The sequence below is a fragment of the Micromonospora sp. WMMA1949 genome (assembly GCF_027460145.1).
Lineage (GTDB): Bacteria > Actinomycetota > Actinomycetes > Mycobacteriales > Micromonosporaceae > Micromonospora.
Window position 1 is genome coordinate 239,602 of record NZ_JAPZBG010000001.1, and the last position, 21,538, is coordinate 261,139.

Sequence of the window (21,538 nt, forward strand, 5' to 3'; positions counted from 1 at the left end):
ACGTCGCCACCTGCGACGGGTGTCAGTCCCACCAACTCCACCACTCCGCTGGCGCAGGCTCGGCCGGCATCTCCGGAGACGAGTGGTGCCGCGCCGCCCCGAGGTCGCCGATCACGGCGCAGTTGCGGAACGGCCCGTCGTCGCCGTACAGGATGGGCAACTGGTGGTCGAGTTCTCTGAGCCAGGGCAGCATGCCGGTCATCTGCAGGCGGGCTTGTTCCCAGCCATACCAGAGGGCGGTCAACCGGGTGACCGCTTCGTCGTGGCGCCACCATTGCTCGCACCAGTGCCAGCGGGACATGCCGACCTCGCTTACCGGCCGCGGGAAGGTCGGCAGCAGGTACGTGTTCACCCACTCCTCGACCGTGGAGTACAGCGGCGGCTGATCGCCCCCGTCATCAGCGTGGCCACGCTCGGCATGGGTCTGCTGGAGGTCGGTAACCTGCTTCGTCAGTCTCGCCACGTCAGCGGCAAGCTCATCGAGTTGGGTTGCCGCGTCGTTGGGGGTCTGCTGGGACGAGCTGGCGGTCATCGAGCTCTGCCGCGCATCTGGACTGCGGTGGTCGCCGCCGCGGGCTGCTTGGCGGCGACTGCCGCGTCGACTTGGGCAACGCGAAGCTTGGGAAAGGCCAGCGTCCACGCGGGGGTCGCGAGCAGGTCAGCGTGGTGGACTGAGGCGGTGGCGGCGGTGTGGTCAGCGTTGTCGTCGTGCACCACGCCCGCCGTCTGCCCGGTCGCATGCTCGTCGACCGAGGTACGGGGATCGTCCAGCGTCCCACCGTCTCGGACTCCCTCACCCCGCTCAGCGGCAGCTCTGCCATGCAGGTCGCGGGCTAGAGCTTCCTCTACGTGACTGTGCGCGAGGCGGATGCCTTCGACGGGCCGCCCGTCGGCATCGCCGGTCCTGATGGCCCGGCTCAAGTCTACCGCGAGGTCGCGGAGGAGCTGCACGGGTTCGCCGGCAGGGAGTTTGCCGGCGGCGCGCCACTGGCGCTGTAGCTCGTCGAGGGCTTCGGGCCGTACGTATTCCGCCAGCGTCATGGCCTCCTTCCGGACAGCGGCGTCGAAGCCGTCGACCTGTCCACGGCCACCGGGCGGCAGAGCGGCGGGCCCGTCAGGGGTGATCCCCTGCCGGTCGGGCATTCCGCCGTGGGCGCGAGCACCGTGCTGGCGGTAGCCCGCACGGGCGTCGTTCTCCCACACTTCCCGGGCGGCGGCGCGCATAGCCTCGGGGATTGCGCTGCCCGCGTGCCGGTGACGTTCGTAGGCGGCCATCAGGTCCGGGCGGAACTGGCGTAGTCGTTGCTCGGCAAACTCTGCTGCCCGCCGGGCGACCGGGTCGGCGCTGGCGTGGATCGTCGCGGTGCGCCAGACGGCGGCTGCCTCGGAAAAGGTGGCCTTGTTGACCAGCCACTCGCCGTCGAGCGCCGCTGCCATCCGACCGCGGTCCGCGCGTACCTTAGCTGCCAGTCGGTCGGCTTCGCGGCGGGCTGCCACGGCGGCTTGGTCGCGGTGGGCCTGGCGTTCGCGGTCGGCGGCCTTGTTCTGGATGCCGACGGCGGCCCACCGGGCGCCGGCCTCGCCGACGGTTGCCATCGTGGCCAGCCCCTGCAGGAACTGGTGGCGGGTCTCGGCCATCGGGTCCTCGTATTGCTGCGGGTGCGGCACGTGCACCTCTCTTGCCTGCTCAGCGGCCACGTCCAGCGCGTCGGCCGCCTCCCACTGTCGGTTCGGAGGTGGGCGTGGCAGTGAGCGGCAGCGTTACCGCCGGTTGCCGGCCACCCGCTACCAGCCGCAGCGCATCTGCCGCGGTCCGGGCTGCCTCAACCTGGTGGAGGCGCTGCTGTGCCGTGCGCAGCTGCTCGAGGGTGTCTGCGAGGCGGGCCAGGTCCATCACCAGCGCGAGCGCGGCGATGCCGTCGTCGTCGCCGGAGATACGGCCCATCAGCGCTACCAGTCGCGACATGGCACGCATCTCCTGGCCGCGGCCGGTGGGCCGACGGACCCGCCCGTACAGGTCGCGGGCCGCCCGGTCGAAGACCTCGGCGGCCCGGTGCAGCGGCCCGCGCCGGTCACCCTCCATCGCGTACGCCAGGCTGGTGAGCAGATCTGCCGCGGCGACCGCGGTGGCCTGCACCCGGCCCGGTTCGGTACGGGCGGCGTCGCGGATGTCGTCGGCGGCCGCGGTGGCGACCTTGGCGGCCTGGCGCATTGCCTCGACACGTTCGCTGCGGCCGACCGATGGTGCCGTCGGCTGCGGCGCCGGGGTGCCCCAGCGCAGCCGCAGCTTGGGCAGGGTCATGTCGGGCGCGAGCCGGCCGCCGCCGAAGTAGACCGGTTGTCCGCCGGCGGTCCGGGCGCCGGGAAGCGCGACCGCGTACCCGGTGACCTGCTGGGCGTCGGTGCTGCTGCGTCGGAGTCGGACCAGCACCCCTGCCTCGCGGAGCCGGGTGAAGAACTCCTCCTCCGAGCCGGCTGCGGCCACCGCCCTGCGTACCCGCCGGCGCAGTTCGTCGCGGGGCGTCTGGGCGCGGCCGGTGCGGCGGGCCTTGCTGACCTCGACCGGGTGGGGACGGCGGTGGGCGGTCCGGTCCGCCGGCGGGATCCGGCGGTGCAGGTTGTAGCGGCGGGCGACGTGGTAGGTCGCCTTGACGCAGCGCGGGTAGTCGTTGCGCATCCAGTTGGTTCGCCCGTCCTCGCGCACCAGCGTGGCGACGATGTGCACGTGGTCGTCGGCATGGCGCATAGCGATCCACCGCAGGCCCGGATCAGTCGCGGTAGTGGCGATCCCGACCTCGGTGAGCATCTGCACCGCCATGCCCGCCCAGGTCGAGTCGCTGATGGTGCGGTGCCGGTCCTCGGGTGCCAGTCGCATGCTGGTGTGCCAGACGAACTTGTTCGGTGGCCGGTAGCCCGCGCGGACCGGTTGCTCGAGTAGCGCCGTCAGCGTCCGGAAGTCACGCCTGCCGGCGGCCGTAACGTTCGGCTCCAGTTCCGTCAGCGGACCTGCCCCGTCCCAGGCGGCCACCAGGTGGGGGTTGATGTGCTCCTCCGCCTTGCCCGGGCCCCACAGGTAGCGCAGTAGCCCACCGACCCGCGAGCCGCGCCGGTGCACCCGCGTGATCACCGCAGTCTCCGGTGGATTAGGAAGATCACCTCGTCGAGCCGGGCTACCGCTGCGGCGCACAGTCGGACGGCGTCGGTGGTCCAGTCCGGAAGCTGGCCGGTGGCATTGAGGGCTGCAGCGGCCTGGTTCACGTTGTTGCCGAACATCACCACGGCGCGACGTGCGGCGAACAGTTCGTGCTGTAGGTCTCGCAGGTCACCGATCGCGTCGCTGGGAGCTTGGCCGGCGGTCGCGGCGGCGACGGCCGCCTTGGCCGCGTATCCCGTGGGGGTCAGGTCCGCGGCTGCGGCTGCCGCGTCGATCGCAGCCTTTTCCTCGTCCGATAGTCGGAGCAGCATCGCGTGTGGGCGGGCCGGTCGATGGTGGGCACGGTGCCGGGCCTTCCGGGGCGGGGCGGGCTGATCGTTCTCCATCACCCGCCACTGTGTGCCCCGGGCGCTGCCGGCAAGTGAGCGTCCGGGGCTACCAGCGCCGCTGGGCTGTCGGCGTACGAGGTCTCGGCCACGTATGCCTGAGTGGGGTTCGTCCGCGTACCCACCGACGGCGCTCAAGTAGAGACCAGCTCGGGCGCGGTCTGCCGTCCTGGTCCGGGGGAGGCCAAGCTGGCGCCTGCCCGACCTGCTGGCGTCGTTGCGGTCGCCGGCGGGCGCTGCGGTAGTCATTCGAGAGCAAGCCGACCCGCACCGCAGCCGCGCAGCGGCGAGGAGCGGAAGCGGCGCGGTAGCAGCTGTGGTCCTGGGACTCCACGCGGGCGCCGTTCGTCGCGCTGCGCCTGGGCGTGGGCCGGAGACTGGGGCCGTTCGTCCGCACCTACCTGGCCGCACTCAACCGAAAGCCCATACGGGCCCGGCTCAGCGGGCGCGGACTTGCCTCCATTGCCGATCTGCGACCGCGCCCGGTCGCAGATCGATAAGCAATGACCATATCTTGCTCGCAGCAGCACCGCCTCCGAACATGTGCCGTCCGCTGAATGGCGGGGATCCTCGAACGCGACGGACTCGACGACCAAGCCGCCGGCTGGTGGCGCTGCGCCGTCCGCCTCGGCGACCCCGACGCCCAGGAGTGCCTGGACTCGCACCACTCCAGTACGCGAGGCTGCCAACTTTCTTGGGCCCGGCGGCGGGCCGAGGTTCAGGCCAGGACCGCGGCCTGGGCGGTGACGGTGCTCAAAAGAGCAGCCCGCTCCATCCCTGCAAGAGTGACAGGTCGCGGTCACCCGCGACCTGGCCTCCTTCTGGCAACAGGATTACCCACAGGTCCGAGCGGAGCTGCGCGGGTTGTCACTCTGCCGCCAATGGCCGGAGAACCCGACGACGGCCGAGCCACCCGACGCACGAACCCCCGCTCGCGCTGATGTTTCGCCTACTCCTTGTCGTCGATGAGATTGTTGAGCTTGTCGAAGACCCAGATCGCGATCACGGCGGACGCCGCGTGACCGGCCGCGCCAGCCTCGTGGTGGAACTGTGTGGCAACAGCCTCCGCGACGCTGCCCATTGCCGAGGCGACCGAGAGCGAAGCGGTGGTGATGAACGCGAGGCGGGTGGTGACGGGTCTGCGCCGCATGGCTCCTCCTGAATCTGGATGACGGCTCTCTGCCGCCCGGAGTCCACCGTCCGGCCCGTTTCCGCGCCGGGGACATCCTCCGTCGATCGGGGACTATCGAAACCGGGAAGAGACATGATTCGATGAGGTCCGGTCATGGACGGACAGATACGGACGGGCGGGCTGCGGTCATGACGCTGAGGAAGCCAGATCTGCCAGCCGGCGCGCACCGCGACCTCTCGCTGGCCCTGCACGAGTTGCATCGCAAGGCCGGCTGGCCATCCGTGCGCGATCTCGAGCGAGCCATCAATGTCGACCTCGTCCGGCGCACTCGCATCTACGACGCCTTCACCTCGCCACGGCTCCCGGCGTGGGGCGTGCTCAGCGTCCTGGTGCCGGAACTCGCCAGCCGGGTGCCCCGGATGGACGCCGACGAGCAGGTCGATCGCTTCCATCGGCTTTGGGACACCGCCGCGCAGGCCGAGGACGCCCGCACGCGAGCTTGGTCGGTAGTGCTCACCGACTCCGGCAGCCGGAGGATCCCGCTGGTCGAACTGATCCGCTCGGTCACCGGCGCCGGTCTGGCCGAGGTGACCGAGATGCTCGTCCACTGCCCCGCGACGCTGGCCGCCGGCCTCACTCAGGAAGGCGCCGAGCGCCTCGTCTCCCGGATCGAGGCGCTCGGCGCGCTCGCCGAGGCCAGGGAGGAAGAGCGGTGACCGACTTCGACAAGCAGGTGAGCCAGGCGTTGCGGGCGAGCGGCTGGACGGTTGAGCACACCGGGACCGACGGCGAGCTGCTGGCCACCGAACGCCGGCTCGACGACGACCGGCGGATGGCGGTCATCTGCCGTGACGGCCCCGAGCCGGTGACGGCGGCCGGCCTCTGGTCGACCCTGGCGACCCCGCTCGACCTGCTTGAACGCCGCGAGATCGACTCGGTGTACGTGATCACGGCTGTAGACGCTGCCGACGACCTCAAGGAGTATGCGGCTGGCATCCGTCACCTCAAGGTGCTTCGGCTCGATGAGCTGCTCGCCGCGGCCCTCGACTTCGGCGAATACCTCCAGGACCTGCTCGACACGTTCGCCACCTCGCCCGACGGCCTGCCGGACTACTACATCCCGCCGCGCACCCGCGCCGATGAGGATCTCGAGACGGTGGTGCGGCGGTGGATCCGCGGAACACGGGAGCCGGACGGCCCGGAACCGGATCAGCCCATCGCGGTGCTCGGCGCGTACGGAATGGGCAAGAGCTCCTTCTCCAGCCACCTCGCCGCCGTTCTCGCACAGGCCGCCAAGGACGATCCGCACGCCCGCATCCCCATCCTGATCCGCCTCGGCGATCTGGCCGGAGAGCAGACTCTCGAAGGCCTGCTGGGCAAGCAATTCACCGCCACCTACCAGGTGCCGGGCTACTCGTTCGCGGCCTTTCAGAGGCTCAACCAGGCTGGGCGCTTCGTCGTCATCCTCGACGGCTTCGACGAGATGAAGCAGCTGCTGTCCTGGAACGACTTCGAGTACAACCTGGGCCAGCTCTACCGGCTGCACGACGGGGACTCGCGGCTGATCGTGCTCGGCCGGCCCACGGCGTTCGAGACCGACGAGGAACAGGAGATGGCGTTGCATGCCGGCGGCGGGCGCGCCGACGCGGGCTGGCCCAACTGCTTCGAGGTCGAGCTCTCGCCGTTCAACAACGACGAGATCCGGTTGTTCCTCGGCCGCTATGTCCGGTACCGCCGCCCGGACTTGACCGACCCGGATGCCGAGGTGGCGGCCCTGTGGGACAAGGTCGGCTCGCGGCACCTGCGGGACGTGGCCCGGCGCCCGGTCCAGCTGCGGATGCTGGCCGAGATCCTCCCCGAGTACGCCGGCGAGATCAGCGAGCTCGACCTAGCCCGCATCTACGACATCTTCATCGGGCACCTCATCGACACCATAATCCAGCGAGAGGATGACAAGAACAGCCGAGCCGCATTCAACTCGACCGAACGGCGCGCCTTCCTCACTTCGCTTGCGTTCTGGCTGTGGAAGGAGCAGAAGGCAACCTTCGTCGCGAGCGAGACCGTCCCGCTGGAACTGGTCGAGCCGTACGCGAAGGGTCGTGATCTGCTCGCAGTCCGCCGGGACCTGTTCGCTGGGTCACCGCTCGACCGCCGCATCGGCGAGCGATTCGGGTTCCCGCACCGGTCGTTCCAGGAGTTCCTGGTGGCTGAGACGATCTGGAACCGGCTGCGTAGCGGCACCCTGACCCTGGCCGAGGCCGACCCGCTGGTCAGCCAGGAGGTTTCGTCCTTCATGAGCTTGCAGCGCGGGCGGCAGGAAACGGCGGCGGCCGCCCGTCTGGTGAAGGCACTGAAGCCGGGCACGACGCTCTGCTGGCGCCTGGTAACCGCGGTGTTCATGGCCGAGGAGGTCATGCTCACGATCCGGGAGCGATTAGACGCACACCTCTCCGTCCGTACCCGCCGGGCCAGTCGCCGCAACCAGGGAAAGATCACCTCGTGGGAGCTGCTCTTGCTTTCCACCTGGACGAGGAAGCATCCGCAGAGCGACGCCGGCGTCACCATCCAGGAGGTCCTCAAGCTGGCCCAGGCCGAAGACTTCACGCTCACTGCGCTCTTCTGCGTCCTGCGGCTGGGCGGCACCCCGCGAAGGGTCGAGGAGGCATTCCAGAAGCTGGTGGCGATGCTGGTCGACGGGGGCACTCCGCAGGCCGTAAGGTCGGCGCTCGTCAACGGCGGGCAGGTCCGGCCCAGCGGCGACTACGTGTACCTCAGCCGATTGAACGGCTCGTGGAGCTTCGGCCGCCGCACGGGTGAGGCTCGCGTGGAGACCGGGCGAAATGGTCAGCCGATCCTGGTTGGCGGCAACGAGCTGCGTGTGCGCTGGCTGGCGATAGCCGGGATCCATCTCGCGCTGCGACTCGACATCGGCCGTGGCCGGACGGCGAACGCCCGGGCCATACTGCGCTCGCTCCGGCCGGTGTTCGGCATGGGGCTCCCGACGGCCGGGTTCATCTCCGACTGGCTGGCACCCAGCGGTGACCTCGCCGCCGACGTGCAGCTGAACGAGGACTTCGAGATAACTCCGGCGGTCCGCGACCAGATCCTGGACGTTCTCGAGCCGGTCAGGACGGCGTGCGCGGCGCTCGGTCTCGACGTCGCGTTCATGGAACGCGGTACGGATTCACCTGAGCTGCTGGAATAAGCCGGGCCGGGCTGGGCCGGGATAACCGACTGCATGCAGACCTGACGAGCCTTATAGCAGCGATGGGCGCCGGTAGAGAGTCAACGGCATGCGAGTTGTTGCGCGAGGCCCGCGCTCTGGTTGCCCGACTCCCACGAGACTCGTGTGAGGCGGAGCGCCACAGGATCAAGGCGGCTGCCCTCGTCCTCCGTTCCCCCGCATGGCGCAAGAAGGCCGCTGCCGTAAGGCACGGTAAGAGGTAGCCAGCTACATGGCCGGGAGCCATCTCCGATATCTACGGCGTCTTCAGCTGGACAACAGAGACTGACTGCCGCCGAACCAGGTCGGTTCGATTGAAGGTAGCGACCCGGTCTCCTCGGGCAGACCGACTATTCGACGGCAAGGAGATTGAGGATCGCCTGTACGGGGACCACGTACCGCCGGCCGACGCGTAGGAGAAGCACCGGGAACTCGCCGGTTCGGGCGAGGGCGTAGGCCTTCGTACGCCCGACGCCGAGGATCGCTGCGGCGGTCTCCACATCAGTCGTGAGCCCGAGCTCACGCACCGCTTCAATCGTCCATACCTGGCCAGCTTTGCGCTCACCAGTCGTGGTGGTTGACATCGTCCGCGCCCCTCCCCGCAATCGTGAGTACGCCGGTACCGGCGTCACCCCCAAGGTGCAGGCAGCCGCTTACCTGCTGCGTTGCCGAATGTGAGAACCATCAGCACGGGTGGCGTTACCAATCGAGTTCACGCCGCAGGTGACCAGGTCGCAGCGTCTCCGAGCACCGCCTCCATCAGCTCTGCTGCCCGACGCTCGCTCTCCGGCAACACGTGGGTGTAGACCTCCCGCGTGGTCCGACTGTCGGCGTGACCGAGCCGCCGCTGCATCACGTGCTCGGGAACGCCAGCGTCAGCACCGGTGGTAGCGGAGGTGTGCCGCGCATCGTGCAAGGCGATCACCGGAACGCCGACGTCAACGCACGCCTTCGCCCACTGGTCGGTGAAGTACTTCGGGTAGTACGGCTCCCCATCCTCTCGGCAGAACAGGTAACCGCCGTCGTGGTAGAGGACGCCGGCGTCGGCCTTTTCCACCGCCTGGCGCGTCTGGTGGGCGAGCAGCTCCGCTACCAGGGCCGGTCCGAGCGCTACCGCCCGCTTGCTCTTGCCCTTGGGCGCCTTCTCCACCACCCCGTTGCTGGTAGTGGTGCGTTGCCAGTGCAGCAGCAGGACACCCCGGTCGAGGTCGACCCGCGGCCACTTGAGACCGGCCAACTCTCCTCGCCGGGCACCGACCACGATTGCCAGCACCCACGCGGCACGCAGCCGGTGGTCGGCGTGGTGCTTGAGGAACTTCGCCGACTGCGCCGGCGTCCAGACGCCCTTACGCCCCATCGTCTCCCGCTCGGCCTGCCGGGGCTGCCGTACACCGTCGACGTTGACTCCGAGGTCGCCCAACGCCTTCATCAGGATCCGGTGGACGATGCGGACGGTGGTCGGGGATAGCGGACTGCCGTTCTTGCCGCCGCTCTTCAGGAGCTTCTTGTAGAGGTCGTGGATGACCCGCTTGTCGAGGGCGTAGAGCTGCCGGCCGCCAATGTGCGGCACCACGTAGCAACGAATGACGTCCCGGTAGTTGCTGAGCGTCGTCTCCTGGACGTCCAACTCGCGCTCGTTGAGCCAGCACTCCAACTCCGCGGCGACACTGCCGTCGGCGCCGAGATCCGCTCCGCCGTACGCGGCGCGCGCATCGTCCTCCGCCTTCAAAGCGGCGGCCTGGTTGGGAAACCCCTGCCGCTTGTGCTGACGGCGGCGCCCGTTCACGTCGGGCGGAAGGTCGATGATGAAGAACCAGCGGGCTTGGCCGTTGGCGAGGCGGTAGCTGTAGACAGCCATGCGGCTGCACCTCCGCAGTAACGGGATCGAGGGATGCAGCCCACGTTAAGCGATCTCCGTTACCGCCAGCGTTACCGCAAGATCACACATGATCTTCTATATCCGCTGGTGAATACCAGTCGGGACGGCCGGATTCGAACCGACGACCCCTTGACCCCCAGTCAAGTGCGCTACCAAGCTGCGCCACGTCCCGATGCCCCCGCCAGGTCTCCCCCGCGGCAGCCGGTACAGCTTAGCGCAGGATCTTCGCACCGTGCGCAGAGGCCCCTCCGCGCCGCACGCCACACCCCCTAGAGCATCCTAGGAGGGTGGGCGCGACAGCAACAACGCGTGCAAGCAGCGGGTCAGCCGTGGGCCTTGCCCCGGCCGCCGGGGCCCAGCTTCTTGCGCGGGCGTACCGAGATCTCGATCGGGCTGCCCTCGAAGCCGAACTCCTCGCGGAGCTTGCGCTCGACGAAGCGCTGGTAGCCGGCGTCCAGCGGACCGGTGGTGAACAGCACGAAGCGCGGCGGGGCCGCCCCGGCCTGCGTGGCGAACAGGATGCGTGGTGCGCGTCCGCCGCGTACCGGGTGCGGGGTGGCCTGGACCAGCGCGGTGAGCCACTGGTTGAGCTGCGCGGTGGGGATGCGCGTCTCCCAGCTGGCGAGCGCCTTGCGCAGCGCGGGTGCGAGCTTGTCGACGGCGCGGCCGGTCTTCGCGGACAGGTTCAGCCGGATCGCCCAGGGGATGCGGCGCAGTTCCCGGTCGATTTCCTTGTCCAGGTAGTAGCGGCGGTCGCCGTCGACCAGGTCCCACTTGTTGAACGCGATGACCAGCGCCCGGCCCGACTCGACGACCATGGTGAGGATCCGCTGGTCCTGCTCGCTGATCACCTCGCTGGAGTCGAGCAGCACCACGGCGACCTCGGCCGCCTCGATCGCCGAGGCGGTACGCAGGCTGGCGTAGTACTCGGTGCCGCTGGCCTTGCCGACCCGCTTGCGCAGACCGGCCGTGTCGACCAGCTGCCAGGTCTCGCCGCCGATCTCGACCAGGCTGTCGACCGGGTCGACAGTGGTGCCGGCGACCGAGTCGACCACCGCCCGCTCCTCGCCGGAGAACCGATTGAGCAGGCTGGACTTGCCCACGTTGGGGCGGCCGACCAGTGCGACCCGGCGCGGGCCGCGCGGCCGGTTCTCCACGATCTTCGGCGCCTCGGGCAGCGCGTCCAGGATGGCGTCGAGCAGGTCGCCGGAGCCGCGGCCGTGCAGCGCCGAGACCGGGAACGGCTCACCGAGGCCGAGCGACCACAGCGAGGTGGCCTCCATCTCGATGGTGGTGTTGTCGGCCTTGTTCGCGATGAGGATGACCGGCTTGGCGCTGCGGCGCAGCATCTTCACCGCTGCCTCGTCCACGTCGGTGGCGCCGACCATGGCGTCCACCACGAACAGCACCACGTCGGCGGTGCCCACCGCGATCTCGGCCTGGGCGGCGATGGCCGCTGCCCGGTCCTTGGCGTCGGGCTCCCAGCCGCCGGTGTCCACCACGGTGAACGACCGGCCGTTCCACTGCGCGTCGTAGGGCACGCGGTCCCGGGTCACGCCGGGGATGTCCTCCACGACCGCCTGGCGGCGGCCGATGATGCGGTTGACCAGCGTGGACTTGCCGACGTTGGGCCGCCCGACCACTGCCACCACGGGCTGCGGACCGGCCGGCTCACCGGAGTCGACCTCCGGCTCGCGCAGCTCTACCCAGCCACCGAAATCGTCGTCACTCATGCCGAGCCGCCCTTCGTTCGCGTCTGCGGCACCTGCGAAAACCCGCTCACGCGACACCCCGCTCCGTGAGCATCTCCCGCAGTCGGGCCACGACCTCGTCGATGCCCAGCTCGGTGGTGTCCAGCACCACCGCGTCGGGGGCCTGCTGCAGCGGGTTGACCTTGCGGGTCGAGTCGAGGCGGTCCCGGCGGGCCAGGTCGGCGGCGGTCGCCGCGACGTCGGCGGCGTCCTCGGCGCTGCGCCGCTTCGCGCGCGCCGCCTCGGAGGCGGTCAGGTACACCTTCAGGTCCGCGTCCGGCGCGACCACCGTGCCGATGTCCCGGCCTTCGACCACGATCCGGCCCGCGTCGGCGATCACCCGCCGCTGCCGGTCCACCAGCAGCTCGCGTACGGCGGCGACGGCGGCCACCGCGGAGACGGCTGCGGTCACCTCGGAGCCGCGGATGGCGGTGGACACGTCGGTGCCGTCGACGGTCACGGCGTACCCCTGGGGGTCGGTGCCGATGCGGAGGTCGGCCTCGGCGGCGACCTTCGCGACCGACTCGGCGTCGGTGAGTTCCACGCCGGAGCGCAGGACCGCCCAGGTCAGCGCCCGGTACATGGCGCCGGTGTCGAGATAACGGGCGCCGAGGCCCGTCGCCAGTCGCCGCGACACGGTGGACTTCCCCGAACCGGACGGCCCGTCCACAGCGACCACGCATCGCCCGGCCGGTACGTTTTCCTCCACCGTTGTCCTCCTCAGCCCGTACCTCGCAGGTCGCCCGGTGTGTCCGGCGCCGTTGAGCGGATGGTTCTGTCGTCAATCATGCCCGCGCCGCGCGGGCGTCCCGCCGGGCCGGCGTGTGCCGGGCCCGCGGACCGCGTCGAAGCCTACCGGGAGCCGTACCCCGATCGTCGGGGTCAGTCACCCACCGTCTTGAACAGGGCGGCGACCTCCGCGTTGGTGAGCCGCCGCATCCGCCCGGTGCGCAGGTCGCCGAGCTTGATCGGACCGATCGAGGTACGGATCAGACGGCTCACCGGGTGTCCCACCTCGGCCATCAGGCGCCGGACGATGTGCTTGCGCCCCTCGTGCAGGGTCAGCTCCACCTGGGCGGTTTTGCCGAGCGTGTCGACCAGCTTGAACCCGTCGACCTTCACCGGCCCGTCCTCCAGCTCGACGCCGGCGGTCAGCCGCTTGCCCAGGTTGCGCGGGATCGGCCCGGCCACCTCGGCGAGGTAGGTCTTGAGCACCTCGTACGACGGGTGCATGAGCTTGTGGGCGAGGGTGCCGTCGTTGGTGAGCAGGAGCAGGCCCTCGCTGTCGGCGTCGAGCCGCCCGACGTGGTAGACCCGCTGCTCCAGCCGCGCGCCGATGAAGTCGGCGAGCTCGGTGCGGCCCTTCTCGTCGGCCATGGTGGTGACCACCCCGCGCGGCTTGTTCATCGCCACGTAGACCAGGCGGACATCGGCCTGCAGCCGCTCCCCGTCGACGACGATCACGTCGCGGGCCGGGTCGGCCTTGTCGCCGAGCTGCGCCACCCGCCCGTTCACGGTGACCCGGCGCCGGAAGATCAGGTCTTCGCAGGCGCGCCGGGAACCCACCCCCGCGGCGGCGAGCACCTTCTGGAGGCGCTCGGCGCCCTCGTACACGGGGGCGTCGGGCTTCGGGGCACGGTCATCGCGTCGCATCGGCAAGCTCTTCTACGTCGTCGGGAAGGAACGGGGCGAGCGGCGGCAGGTCGTCCACCGAGTTCAGCCCCAGCTTCTCCAGGAACATGGTGGTGGTCCGGTAGAGGTAGGCCCCGCTGTCCGCTTCGGTGCCGCACTCCTCGACCAGGCCGCGACCCACCAGGGTACGGAGCACCCCGTCGCAGTTGACACCCCGGATGGCCGAGATGCGCGAACGGGTCACCGGCTGCCGGTAGGCGACCACCGCGAGGGTCTCCAGCGCGGCCTGGGTCAGCCGCACGGACTGCCCGTCCAGTACGAACCGCTCCACGTACGTCGCGTATTCCGGCCGGGTGTAGAGACGCCAGCCACCCGCCGCCCGGCGCAGGTCGAACCCGTGCCCGGCCGCGGTGTATCCGGCGGCGATCTCGTCGAGCATCGCGCCGACCCGCTCCGGGGCCTGTTCGAGGACCTCGGCCAGGACCATCTCGCTGACCGGCTGGTCCACCACGAGCAGGATGGCCTCCAGGGCGCCGCGCAGCTCCGCGTCGTCCAGGACCGGCGCGGGCGGCGGTTCCGGCGCGGCTCGCCGCCGTCCCCGCTTCGGGGGTACGCCGTCAGCCCCCGCTCCCCCGCTCACCCGGTCCCCCGGTTCCTGCGCAACCGCGTCGCCGTCCCGCCGGCCGTCGCCGCCGGCCCCGCTCTCCCCCGAGATCTTGGTACGGTCCCGCCCTCCGGAGGGCGCTCCCGTACCAAGATCCGCCCCGGCCGCTGCGATCTTGGGAGGAACGGGCCCCTCCGAGGGCCCTTCGCTTCCAAGATCCGCCGAGGAATCCGGTGTCGCGTCGAGATCCGCTTCCCGGGAGTCGGCGGTGTCCGGGGTCTCGGGTTCGGGCTGCTCGGCGGCCGTGTCGGAGTCGTCCGGGGCGGGCCTGGGTGGGGCGGGGCGCTCCCACGGGGGCACCCATGCGGCGGCCTGGTCGGCCAGGGAGTCGCGGCGTTCCTCGTCGCTCATCCGTTCACTCCTGCGTCGGTGCGGGTTCGTCCGCCGCCTCGGCGGGCACGGCGGCGTCGGATGCGTCGGCATCGCTCGGCGCGGCGGCGTCCGCGACGGGGGTGGACGTGGTCGTCGGTTCGGGGCTGCCGGCGTACTCGTCGACTGTCAGCTCGGCCTCGCCGTCGACCGGGCCGGTCCAGCGGACGGTCAGTTCCTCGAGCGCCTGCTCCTGCACGAAGGCGACGAGGCCCTGCCGGTACAGCTCCAGCAGCGCCAGGAACCGGGCCACCACCTCGAGCGTCATCTCGCAGTCGGCGCAGAGCAGCGAGAACGTGGCGACCCCGGCGCGGCGCAGCCGGTCGGCGATGATGCCGGCGTGTTCCCGGACGCTGACCCGGACCATGTGCACGTGCGCGATGGACACCTCGGGCACCGGCTTCGGGCTCATCGCCTTGACCGCGAGCGCGCGCAGCCGCTCCGGGCCGATGCCGAGCACCAGGTCGGGCAGCGCCTCGGCGTACCGCGGTTCGAGGGTGACCGCCCGCGGGTAGCGCCGGCCGCCGACCGCCTCCAGCTCGGCGATGTGCGCGGCGGCCTCCTTGTACGCCTTGTACTGCAGCAGCCGCGCGAACAGCAGATCCCGCGCCTCCAGTAGCGCCAGATCCTCCTCGTCCTCGACCTCGGCCGAGGGCAGCAGCCGGGCCGCCTTCAGGTCGAGCAGGGTGGCGGCGACGAGCAGGAACTCGCTGGTCTCGTCCAGGTCCCACTGGTCGCCCATGGCGCGCAGGTACGCGATGAACTCGTCGGTGACCTTGTGCAGCGCGACCTCGGTGACGTCCAGCTTGTGCTTGCTGATCAGCTGGAGCAGCAGGTCGAACGGGCCGGTGAAGTTGTCCAGCCGGACCGTGAAGCCACTCGTCTGTTCGCCGGTGCCCGGGTCGGCGGGCACCACACCGTCGACCTCGGCGGCCAGCTCCGCGGCGACGGCGGGGTCGCCGGGGCCGTGCGGCGGGTCGAGGGGCGGTGCGGTCACCGGGAAACCGTAGACGACGCGGCGGGCGGCCGGCGTGCGCCCTACCGGTCCGCCTGGGCGGCGATGACCTCCCGCGCGAGCTGCCGGTAGTTGCGCGCGCCGGAGGAGGCCGGGTCGAGGGTGGTGATCGGGGCACCGGCCACCGTGGACTCGGGGAACTTCACCGTCTTGGTGATGACGGTCTGGTAGACCTTGTCGCCGAACGCCTCGACCACGCGTTGCAGCACCTGGCGGCAGTGGGTGGTGCGGCTGTCGTACATGGTGGCGAGGATGCCTTCGAGTTCCAGGTCGAAGTTGAGCCGTTCCCGCACCTTGTCGATGGTGTCCAGCAGCAGCGCGACACCGCGCAGGCTGAAGAACTCGCACTCCAGCGGGATGAGTACGCCGTGCGCGACGGTCAGCGCGTTGATCGCCAGCAGGCCCAGCGAGGGCTGGCAATCGATCAGGATGAAGTCGTACTCCTTGCGGATGGTGCGCAGCACCCGCGCCAGGGCCATCTCCCGGGCGACCTCGTTGACGAGCTGGATCTCGGCGGCGGAGAGGTCGATGTTGGCGGGCAGCAGGTGCAGCCCGGCCACGTCGGTCTTGATGAGGACGTCCTCGGCGGTGACGTCGTCCTGCATCAGCAGGTTGTAGACCGACAGGTCCAGGTTGTGCGGGTTGACGCCCAGGCCGACGGAGAGGGCACCCTGCGGGTCGAAGTCGACGAGCAGCACCTTGCGGCCGTACTCGGCCAGCGCCGCACCCAGGTTGATGGTCGTCGTGGTCTTGCCGACGCCACCCTTCTGGTTGGCCATCGCGATGATCCGCGCGGGGCCGTGCCGGTCGGTCGGCATGGGTTCCGGGATCGGCTTGCGCATGGTGTACGCGGCCGGGTCGGCGGGGCCCAGATCGGCGCCGAGCGTCGCCTGCTGCTCACGGAGCTCCGACGTCCAGGTCTCGGCACGGTCACCGTTTCCTGCCATGTCCTCGTTGCCCCCTCCCGACGACCACCCGGCGTCGGAGCCGTCCGACGTCCCTCGCGGCGCCGCTGCGCACCTCCGGTCCGTCGCACCTGGAGGCCCGCGCCGATGCCGACTGTACGCCACCGGCCAGCAGCGCGTTCGGTAGCGGGTCGGCGTGTCGGCCGCCCGTCAGCCGGGCCTCACGACGCCGGCGCTCAGCGAGCCCGGGGGTGGGCGGTCGCGTACACCTCGCGCAGCCGCTCCACCGTCACCAGTGTGTAGACCTGGGTCGTGGTCACCGAGGCGTGGCCCAGGAGTTCCTGCACCACGCGCACGTCCGCGCCGCCGTCGAGCAGGTGGGTGGCATACGAGTGGCGCAGCGTGTGCGGGGAGACCGCGTCGGGTCCGTCGACCGGCAGGCCGGCCCGGGCGGCGGCGGTGCGCAGCACGACCCAGGCGCCCTGCCGGGTGAGCGGGCCGCCGCGCGCGTTGACGAACACCGCGTGGGTGCCGCGTCCGGCGGCGAGCAGCGCCGGGCGGCCCCGGACCAGCCAGGCGCGCAGCGCGTCGGCCGCGTACCCGCCGACCGGGACCAGCCGGGTGCGGCCGCCCTTGCCGCGCAGCAGCACGGTGCCGGCGTCCAGGTCGAGGTCGTCGACCGCCGCGCCGACCGCCTCGGAGATGCGCGCGCCGGTGCCGTACAGGAATTCCAGCAGCGCCCGGTCGCGCAGCGCGCGGGCGGCGGCGTCGCCGGTGGCGCCGGGCAGGCCGGCGGCGGCCAGCAGCCGCAGGACCGCGTCGACGGGCAGCGCCCGGGGCAACCGGCGCGGCGGCGCGGGCGGGCGGACGTCACGGCTGGGGTCGGCGCCCGTGAGTCCCTCGCGCAGCGCGAAACGGTGCAGGCCGCGTACCGCGCTGGCCGCGCGGGCGGCGGAGGAGACGGCGAGCGGCGGGTGGTCGTCGTCGCCCGCGCGCAGCCGGGCCAGGTGGGCCTCGACCTGCGCGGGCCCGGCCGCGGCCAGGTCGTCCACCCCGGCCGCGGCCAGGGTGGCGAGATAGCGGTCCAGGTCGCGGCGGTACGAGGCGAGCGTGTTCGCGGACAGGCCGCGTTCGACGGTGAGGTGGTCCAGGTAGGTCCGGACCGCACGGCGCAGGGCCGGCGCGGGTTCCGCGCCGGCCGCGCGCACGGCGGCGTCGGTCAGCTCAGCACCTCGTCCAGCGGCAGCACGTCCATGCCGTGCGCCTCGGCGACCGGGCCGTAGACGACCTTGCCGGCGTGGGTGTTCAGGCCCAGCGCCAGCGCCGGGTCGTTGCGCAGCGCCTGCTGCCAGCCCTGGTTGGCGAGTTCGAGGGCGTACGGCAGGGTGACGTTCGTCAGCGCGTAGGTGCTGGTGTTCGGCACCGCGCCGGGCATGTTCGCCACGCAGTAGAAGATCGAGTCGTGCACCTTGTAGGTCGGGTCGGCGTGCGTGGTCGGGCGCGAGTCCTCGAAGCAGCCGCCCTGGTCGATGGCGATGTCGACGAGCACGCTGCCCGGCTTCATCCGGGAGACCAGTTCGTTGGAGATGAGCTTCGGGGCCTTCGCGCCGGGCACCAGCACCGCGCCGATGACCAGGTCCGCGTCGAGGACGGCCCGCTCGATCTCGTACGCGTTCGAGGCGACGGTCTGCAGGTGACCGCGGTAGATGGCGTCGGCCTGGCGCAGCCGGGCCACGTTCTTGTCCAGCAGCAGCACCTCGGACTGCAGGCCCAGCGCGATGGCGGCGGCGTTGAGGCCGGACACGCCCGCGCCGATGACCACGGTCTTCGCGGCGTAGACGCCGGAGACGCCGCCGGGCAGCACGCCGCGCCCGCCGCCGGTGCGCATCATGTAGAAGGCGCCCACCTGCGGGGCGAGCCGGCCAGCCACCTCGGACATCGGGGCGAGCAGCGGCAGCGACCGGTCGGGCAGCTCGACGGTCTCGTACGCGATGCCGGTGACCTTGCGGTCGACGAGCGCGTCGGTGCACTCGCGGGAGGCGGCCAGGTGCAGGTAGGTGAAGAGCACCTGCCCCTCGCGCATCCGGTGGTACTCCTCGGCGATCGGCTCCTTGACCTTGAGGACCAGCTCGGCGGTGTCCCACACCTCGTCGGCGGTGGCCAGGATCTTCGCGCCGGCGGCGGCGAACTCGTCGTCGGTGATGCTGGAACCGACTCCGGCGCCGGCCTCCACGAAGACCTCGTGGCCGTGGCGGGTGAACTCGTTGACGCCCGCGGGCGTGATCGCCACCCGGTACTCGTGGTTCTTGACCTCGCGGGGGATTCCGACCTTCACGATGCAGACACCTTCCTCCGGGGCTGCTCACCCCCGACTGCGCGGCGCCGCGCCGGCTCCGTTGCCGGCGCGGTACACCGGTCCCGCCGGCGGCAGTCTAGAACCGTGGGAAGCCCACGGACGGCGACACTGTGACATCCGGTGCCCGCTGGTGCTGACGGTGTGTCAGGCATGCCGCAGGCTGGCCGGTGGAGACGCCATCAGCCGACAGGACAGAGTTCGGTAAATATCCTTCCACGACCGGGGTGCCGGGGCCGACAGGACGCGAGTGGATCACTATTGTGTCCGCTCATGACCACTCCTTACCAGCAGTACCCGCAGGGCGTCTCGGACAAGAGCAAGGTCGTCGCGGGTGTGCTCCAGATCCTCCTCGGCGGCTTCGGCATCGGCCGGTTCTACATGGGCGACACCAAGACCGGTGTCATCCAGCTCATCGTCACGCTCGTGACGTGCGGTATCGGCGCGATCTGGGGCCTCGTCGACGGCATCCTGATCCTCGTCAACGGTGGCGTCGACGGGCAGGGCCGCCCGCTGCGCGACTGAGCGCAGACACACGAAAGGGGCCGCGCGGTGCGTCGCACCGCGCGGCCCCTTCGTCGTCCGTCCCGGATCAGCGCGGCAGCGGCGCCTCGGGGCGGCGCAGCTCGCTGAAGCCGGTGTCCCGGGCGCGGGCGGCGGCGAGCAGCCCGGCCACGCAGGACGCGTTGGTGATCTCACCGGCCAGCACCATCCGCACCGCCTCGTCGAGGTCGACGCGGACCACCTGGAGGTCGGCCTCCTCGTCGTGCCGGTCGTGCCGCTGCTCGGCCGGCACGTCGGCCAGGTCGCGGGCCAGGAAGACCCGCACCACCTCGTCGGTGAACCCGGGCGAGCTGTGCAGGTCGACGAGCACGTCGACGCGCCCGGCGGTCAGGTCTGCCTCCTCGGCCAGCTCCCGCAGCGCGGCGGCGGCCAGGTCCTCGCCGCCGACGTCCATCAACCCGGCGGGCAGCTCCCACAGGTGCCGGCCGACCGGGTGCCGGTACTGGCGGATCAGCACCACCTGACCGGCCTCGTCCAGCGCCACCACGGCGACCGCGCCGACGTGCCGCACGTAGTCCCGGGTCGCGCTGCCGCCGCCGGGCATGGTGACGTCGTCGCTGACCACGGAGAAGATCCGGCCGGACCAGATCGCCCGGTGGCCGGTCACCTCGTACCGGTGCTCGACGCCGCTCACTTGGCCGGCGCCTTCGCGCCACCGCCGCGGCCGGGCTTCTTCGACGCGCCGTCCAGGTCCACCGGCAGCTGGTCGGCCTGCGAGTACGCCACGGCGGCGCCGACGAACGCGGCGAACAGCGGGTGCGGCCGGGTGGGACGGCTCTTGAGCTCCGGGTGCGCCTGGGTCGCCACGAAGAACGGGTGCAGGTTGCGGTCCAGCTCGACGAACTCGACCAGCCGCCCGTCCGGCGAGGTGCCGGAGATGGTCAGCCCGGCCTTGGTGAGCTGGTCCCGGTAGGCGTTGTTCACCTCGTACCGGTGCCGGTGCCGCTCGCTGACCTCGGTGCTGCCGTACGCCTCGGCGACGATCGAGCCCTCCGCCAGCTTCGCCGGGTACGCCCCGAGCCGCATGGTGCCGCCCAGGTCGCCGCGCCCGGCGACGATGTCCTCCTGGTCGGCCATGGTGGCGATGACCGGGTGCACGGCCTCCTCGTCGAACTCCAGCGAGTTCGCCCCGTCGAGGTTGGCCAGGTGGCGGGCCACCTCGATGGTCATGCACTGCAGGCCGAGGCAGAGGCCCAGCAGCGGGATGCCGTTCTCCCGCGCGTACCGGGCGGTGCCGACCTTGCCCTCGATGCCGCGGACGCCGAAACCGCCGGGGATCACGATGCCGTCGACGCCGGCCAGCGCGGCGGCGGCGCCCGCCGGGGTCACGCAGTCGTCGCTGGGCACCCACTTGAGCTGTACCCGGGCGCGGTGGCCGAACCCGGCCGCCCGGATCGCCTCGCTCACGGACAGGTACGCGTCGGGCAGGTCGACGTACTTGCCGACCAGCGCGACGGTGATCGTGTGCCGGGGCTGGTGCACCCGCTCCAGCAGGTCGTCCCAGCGGGTCCAGTCCACGTCGCGGAACGACAGGCCGAGCCGGCGCACCACGTACGCGTCGAGGCCCTCCCGGTGCAGCACCTTCGGGATGTCGTAGATGCTCGGCGCGTCCGGGGCGGCGGTGACCGCCTCCCGGTCGACGTCGCAGTACAGCGACAGCTTCTCCTTGACCTTGTCCGGGATCTCCCGGTCGCAGCGCAGGACCAGCGCGTCGGGCTGGATGCCGATGCTGCGCAGCTGCGCCACCGAGTGCTGGGTCGGCTTGGTCTTCAGCTCGCCCGACGGCGCCAGGTACGGCACCAGCGACACGTGCAGGTAGAAGCAGTTGTCCCGGCCCAGGTCGTGGCGGATCTGCCGGATCGACTCCAGGAACGGCAGCGACTCGATGTCGCCGACGGTGCCGCCGACCTCGGTGATCACCACGTCGGGTACCTGGCCGTCGGCGTCCGGGTCGGCCATGCCGCGGATGCGGGCCTTGATCTCGTTGGTGATGTGCGGGATGACCTGAACCGTGTCGCCGAGGTACTCCCCGCGCCGCTCCTTGGCGATCACCGCCGAGTAGATCTGGCCGGTGGTGACGTTGGCCTTGCCGGAGAGGTCCCGGTCGAGGAACCGCTCGTAGTGGCCGACGTCGAGGTCGGTCTCGGCGCCGTCCTCGGTGACGAAGACCTCGCCGTGCTGGAACGGGTTCATCGTGCCGGGGTCGACGTTCAGGTACGGGTCGAGCTTCTGCATCACCACGCGCAGTCCGCGCGCGGTGAGCAGACTGCCGAGGCTGGAGGCGGTGAGGCCCTTACCCAGCGAGGAGGCGACGCCCCCGGTGACGAAAATGTGCCTGGTCGTCCGTGCTGTAGGGGCCAAGGCCTGCTCCCGTGTCGTCCGTAGCGGTCGTGCGAACCGCCGTGCCGATCAGCAGAGTGATCACGCGATCCACGGGATTCCACGGTAACACCATCCGGACCGTGAGCCGGCGTCGCACTCGCTGTCGGCGCATGTGGGGCCGGTGCCGGC

The 21,538-nt window shown here is 71.0% G+C and carries 20 protein-coding genes, 1 tRNA gene and 1 pseudogene; 4 read left to right on the forward strand and 18 right to left on the reverse strand.

Annotation, left to right across the window (positions count from 1 at the left end):
- Positions 1–22: 22 nt before the first annotated feature.
- From O7607_RS00920 to O7607_RS00935, 4 genes are read right to left on the reverse strand one after another with little or no spacing between them, the layout of a single operon-like run.
- The gene (locus O7607_RS00920) at positions 23–532 is read right to left on the reverse strand and encodes a DUF4913 domain-containing protein (protein ID WP_269700352.1); all 510 of its coding nucleotides are present in this window, start codon (positions 530–532) and stop codon (positions 23–25) included.
- Complete coding sequence (locus O7607_RS00925; protein WP_269700353.1) at positions 529–1,638, reverse strand: hypothetical protein; 1,110 nt, start codon at positions 1,636–1,638, stop codon at positions 529–531. The genes O7607_RS00920 and O7607_RS00925 overlap by 4 nt, the downstream gene beginning before the upstream one ends.
- 49 nt (positions 1,639–1,687) lie before the next feature.
- A complete protein-coding gene (locus tag O7607_RS00930) occupies positions 1,688–3,127 on the reverse strand; it encodes a relaxase (protein ID WP_269700355.1) in 1,440 nt (479 codons plus the stop codon).
- Entirely contained in the window at positions 3,124–3,540 is a 417-nt protein-coding gene (locus O7607_RS00935) for a hypothetical protein (protein WP_269700356.1), read from the reverse strand. The genes O7607_RS00930 and O7607_RS00935 overlap by 4 nt, the downstream gene beginning before the upstream one ends.
- Positions 3,541–4,332: 792 nt before the next feature.
- On the opposite strand from O7607_RS00935, the pseudogene O7607_RS00940 reads away from it, so the two are divergent.
- Positions 4,333–4,481, forward strand: a pseudogene (locus O7607_RS00940) (ATP-dependent helicase C-terminal domain-containing protein); the annotation flags it as partial.
- Between the two features lie 8 nt (positions 4,482–4,489).
- Here the strand turns inward: O7607_RS00940 and O7607_RS00945 are convergent.
- Entirely contained in the window at positions 4,490–4,690 is a 201-nt protein-coding gene (locus O7607_RS00945; RefSeq protein WP_113974853.1) for a hypothetical protein, read from the reverse strand.
- Positions 4,691–4,860: 170 nt separating this feature from the next.
- On the opposite strand from O7607_RS00945, the gene O7607_RS00950 reads away from it, so the two are divergent.
- Together O7607_RS00950 and O7607_RS00955 are read left to right on the forward strand one after the other, a co-directional pair.
- The gene (locus O7607_RS00950; protein WP_269700358.1) at positions 4,861–5,388 is read left to right on the forward strand and encodes a ribosomal protein L7/L12; all 528 of its coding nucleotides are present in this window, start codon (positions 4,861–4,863) and stop codon (positions 5,386–5,388) included.
- The gene (locus tag O7607_RS00955) at positions 5,385–7,877 is read left to right on the forward strand and encodes an NACHT domain-containing protein (protein ID WP_269700360.1); all 2,493 of its coding nucleotides are present in this window, start codon (positions 5,385–5,387) and stop codon (positions 7,875–7,877) included. Before O7607_RS00950 ends, O7607_RS00955 begins: the two co-directional genes overlap by 4 nt.
- 368 nt (positions 7,878–8,245) lie before the next feature.
- On the opposite strand, the gene O7607_RS00960 is transcribed toward O7607_RS00955, so the two are convergent.
- From O7607_RS00960 to ald, 11 genes are all read right to left on the reverse strand, one after another.
- Complete coding sequence (locus O7607_RS00960) at positions 8,246–8,479, reverse strand: helix-turn-helix domain-containing protein (protein WP_269700361.1); 234 nt, start codon at positions 8,477–8,479, stop codon at positions 8,246–8,248.
- 128 nt (positions 8,480–8,607) lie between these two features.
- Positions 8,608–9,753, reverse strand: coding sequence for a tyrosine-type recombinase/integrase (locus tag O7607_RS00965; protein WP_269700362.1), 1,146 nt, complete (start codon positions 9,751–9,753; stop codon positions 8,608–8,610).
- Between the two features lie 119 nt (positions 9,754–9,872).
- Positions 9,873–9,946, reverse strand: a tRNA-Pro gene (locus tag O7607_RS00970).
- A 151-nt stretch (positions 9,947–10,097) separates the two neighbouring features.
- Positions 10,098–11,507: a ribosome biogenesis GTPase Der gene (gene der, locus O7607_RS00975; protein WP_269700364.1), complete on the reverse strand. Its 1,410-nt coding sequence runs from the start codon at positions 11,505–11,507 to the stop codon at positions 10,098–10,100.
- Between the two features lie 46 nt (positions 11,508–11,553).
- Complete coding sequence (gene cmk / locus O7607_RS00980) at positions 11,554–12,234, reverse strand: (d)CMP kinase (protein ID WP_269700365.1); 681 nt, start codon at positions 12,232–12,234, stop codon at positions 11,554–11,556.
- A 173-nt stretch (positions 12,235–12,407) separates the two neighbouring features.
- Positions 12,408–13,178 (reverse strand): pseudouridine synthase, encoded by a 771-nt coding sequence (locus tag O7607_RS00985; RefSeq protein WP_269700366.1) that lies wholly within the window; start codon positions 13,176–13,178, stop codon positions 12,408–12,410.
- The gene (gene scpB, locus O7607_RS00990) at positions 13,165–14,172 is read right to left on the reverse strand and encodes an SMC-Scp complex subunit ScpB (RefSeq protein WP_269700367.1); all 1,008 of its coding nucleotides are present in this window, start codon (positions 14,170–14,172) and stop codon (positions 13,165–13,167) included. Before scpB ends, O7607_RS00985 begins: the two co-directional genes overlap by 14 nt.
- Before the next feature lie 4 nt (positions 14,173–14,176).
- The gene (locus O7607_RS00995) at positions 14,177–15,187 is read right to left on the reverse strand and encodes a segregation and condensation protein A (protein ID WP_269700369.1); all 1,011 of its coding nucleotides are present in this window, start codon (positions 15,185–15,187) and stop codon (positions 14,177–14,179) included.
- A gap of 41 nt (positions 15,188–15,228) precedes the next feature.
- Positions 15,229–16,152 carry a ParA family protein gene (locus tag O7607_RS01000; RefSeq protein WP_013285595.1) on the reverse strand — a complete coding sequence of 308 codons (924 nt, stop codon included), beginning with the start codon at positions 16,150–16,152 and terminating at the stop codon, positions 15,229–15,231.
- A 194-nt stretch (positions 16,153–16,346) separates the two neighbouring features.
- A complete protein-coding gene (locus tag O7607_RS01005) occupies positions 16,347–17,318 on the reverse strand; it encodes a tyrosine recombinase (protein ID WP_269700371.1) in 972 nt (323 codons plus the stop codon).
- An 11-nt stretch (positions 17,319–17,329) separates the two neighbouring features.
- Positions 17,330–18,445: an alanine dehydrogenase gene (gene ald, locus O7607_RS01010; RefSeq protein WP_260032712.1), complete on the reverse strand. Its 1,116-nt coding sequence runs from the start codon at positions 18,443–18,445 to the stop codon at positions 17,330–17,332.
- A 171-nt stretch (positions 18,446–18,616) separates the two neighbouring features.
- Between ald and O7607_RS01015 the strand changes: the two genes are divergently transcribed.
- On the forward strand, positions 18,617–18,988 hold the full coding sequence (locus O7607_RS01015; RefSeq protein WP_332367293.1) for a TM2 domain-containing protein: 372 nt from the start codon (positions 18,617–18,619) through the stop codon (positions 18,986–18,988).
- A 67-nt stretch (positions 18,989–19,055) separates the two neighbouring features.
- Here the strand turns inward: O7607_RS01015 and O7607_RS01020 are convergent, their stop codons facing one another.
- The gene (locus tag O7607_RS01020; RefSeq protein WP_269700373.1) at positions 19,056–19,661 is read right to left on the reverse strand and encodes an NUDIX domain-containing protein; all 606 of its coding nucleotides are present in this window, start codon (positions 19,659–19,661) and stop codon (positions 19,056–19,058) included.
- Positions 19,658–21,388: a CTP synthase gene (locus O7607_RS01025; RefSeq protein ID WP_269700375.1), complete on the reverse strand. Its 1,731-nt coding sequence runs from the start codon at positions 21,386–21,388 to the stop codon at positions 19,658–19,660. Before O7607_RS01025 ends, O7607_RS01020 begins: the two co-directional genes overlap by 4 nt.
- Positions 21,389–21,538: the final 150 nt, after the last annotated feature.

Excerpts from the sequence above, each read along its gene's own strand:
- O7607_RS00920 (WP_269700352.1), bottom strand. The coding sequence starts at position 532 with ATGACCGCCAGCTCGTCCCAGCAGACCCCCAACGACGCGGCAACCCAA.
- O7607_RS00925 (WP_269700353.1), bottom strand. The coding sequence starts at position 1,638 with ATGGCCGAGACCCGCCACCAGTTCCTGCAGGGGCTGGCCACGATGGCA.
- O7607_RS00935 (WP_269700356.1), bottom strand. The coding sequence starts at position 3,540 with ATGGAGAACGATCAGCCCGCCCCGCCCCGGAAGGCCCGGCACCGTGCC.
- O7607_RS00945 (WP_113974853.1), bottom strand. The coding sequence starts at position 4,690 with ATGCGGCGCAGACCCGTCACCACCCGCCTCGCGTTCATCACCACCGCT.
- O7607_RS00950 (WP_269700358.1), top strand. The coding sequence starts at position 4,861 with ATGACGCTGAGGAAGCCAGATCTGCCAGCCGGCGCGCACCGCGACCTC.
- O7607_RS00960 (WP_269700361.1), bottom strand. The coding sequence starts at position 8,479 with ATGTCAACCACCACGACTGGTGAGCGCAAAGCTGGCCAGGTATGGACG.
- O7607_RS00965 (WP_269700362.1), bottom strand. The coding sequence starts at position 9,753 with ATGGCTGTCTACAGCTACCGCCTCGCCAACGGCCAAGCCCGCTGGTTC.
- der (WP_269700364.1), bottom strand. The coding sequence starts at position 11,507 with ATGAGTGACGACGATTTCGGTGGCTGGGTAGAGCTGCGCGAGCCGGAG.
- O7607_RS00985 (WP_269700366.1), bottom strand. The coding sequence starts at position 13,178 with ATGCGACGCGATGACCGTGCCCCGAAGCCCGACGCCCCCGTGTACGAG.
- scpB (WP_269700367.1), bottom strand. The coding sequence starts at position 14,172 with ATGAGCGACGAGGAACGCCGCGACTCCCTGGCCGACCAGGCCGCCGCA.
- O7607_RS01000 (WP_013285595.1), bottom strand. The coding sequence starts at position 16,152 with ATGGCAGGAAACGGTGACCGTGCCGAGACCTGGACGTCGGAGCTCCGT.
- O7607_RS01015 (WP_332367293.1), top strand. The coding sequence starts at position 18,617 with ATGCCGCAGGCTGGCCGGTGGAGACGCCATCAGCCGACAGGACAGAGT.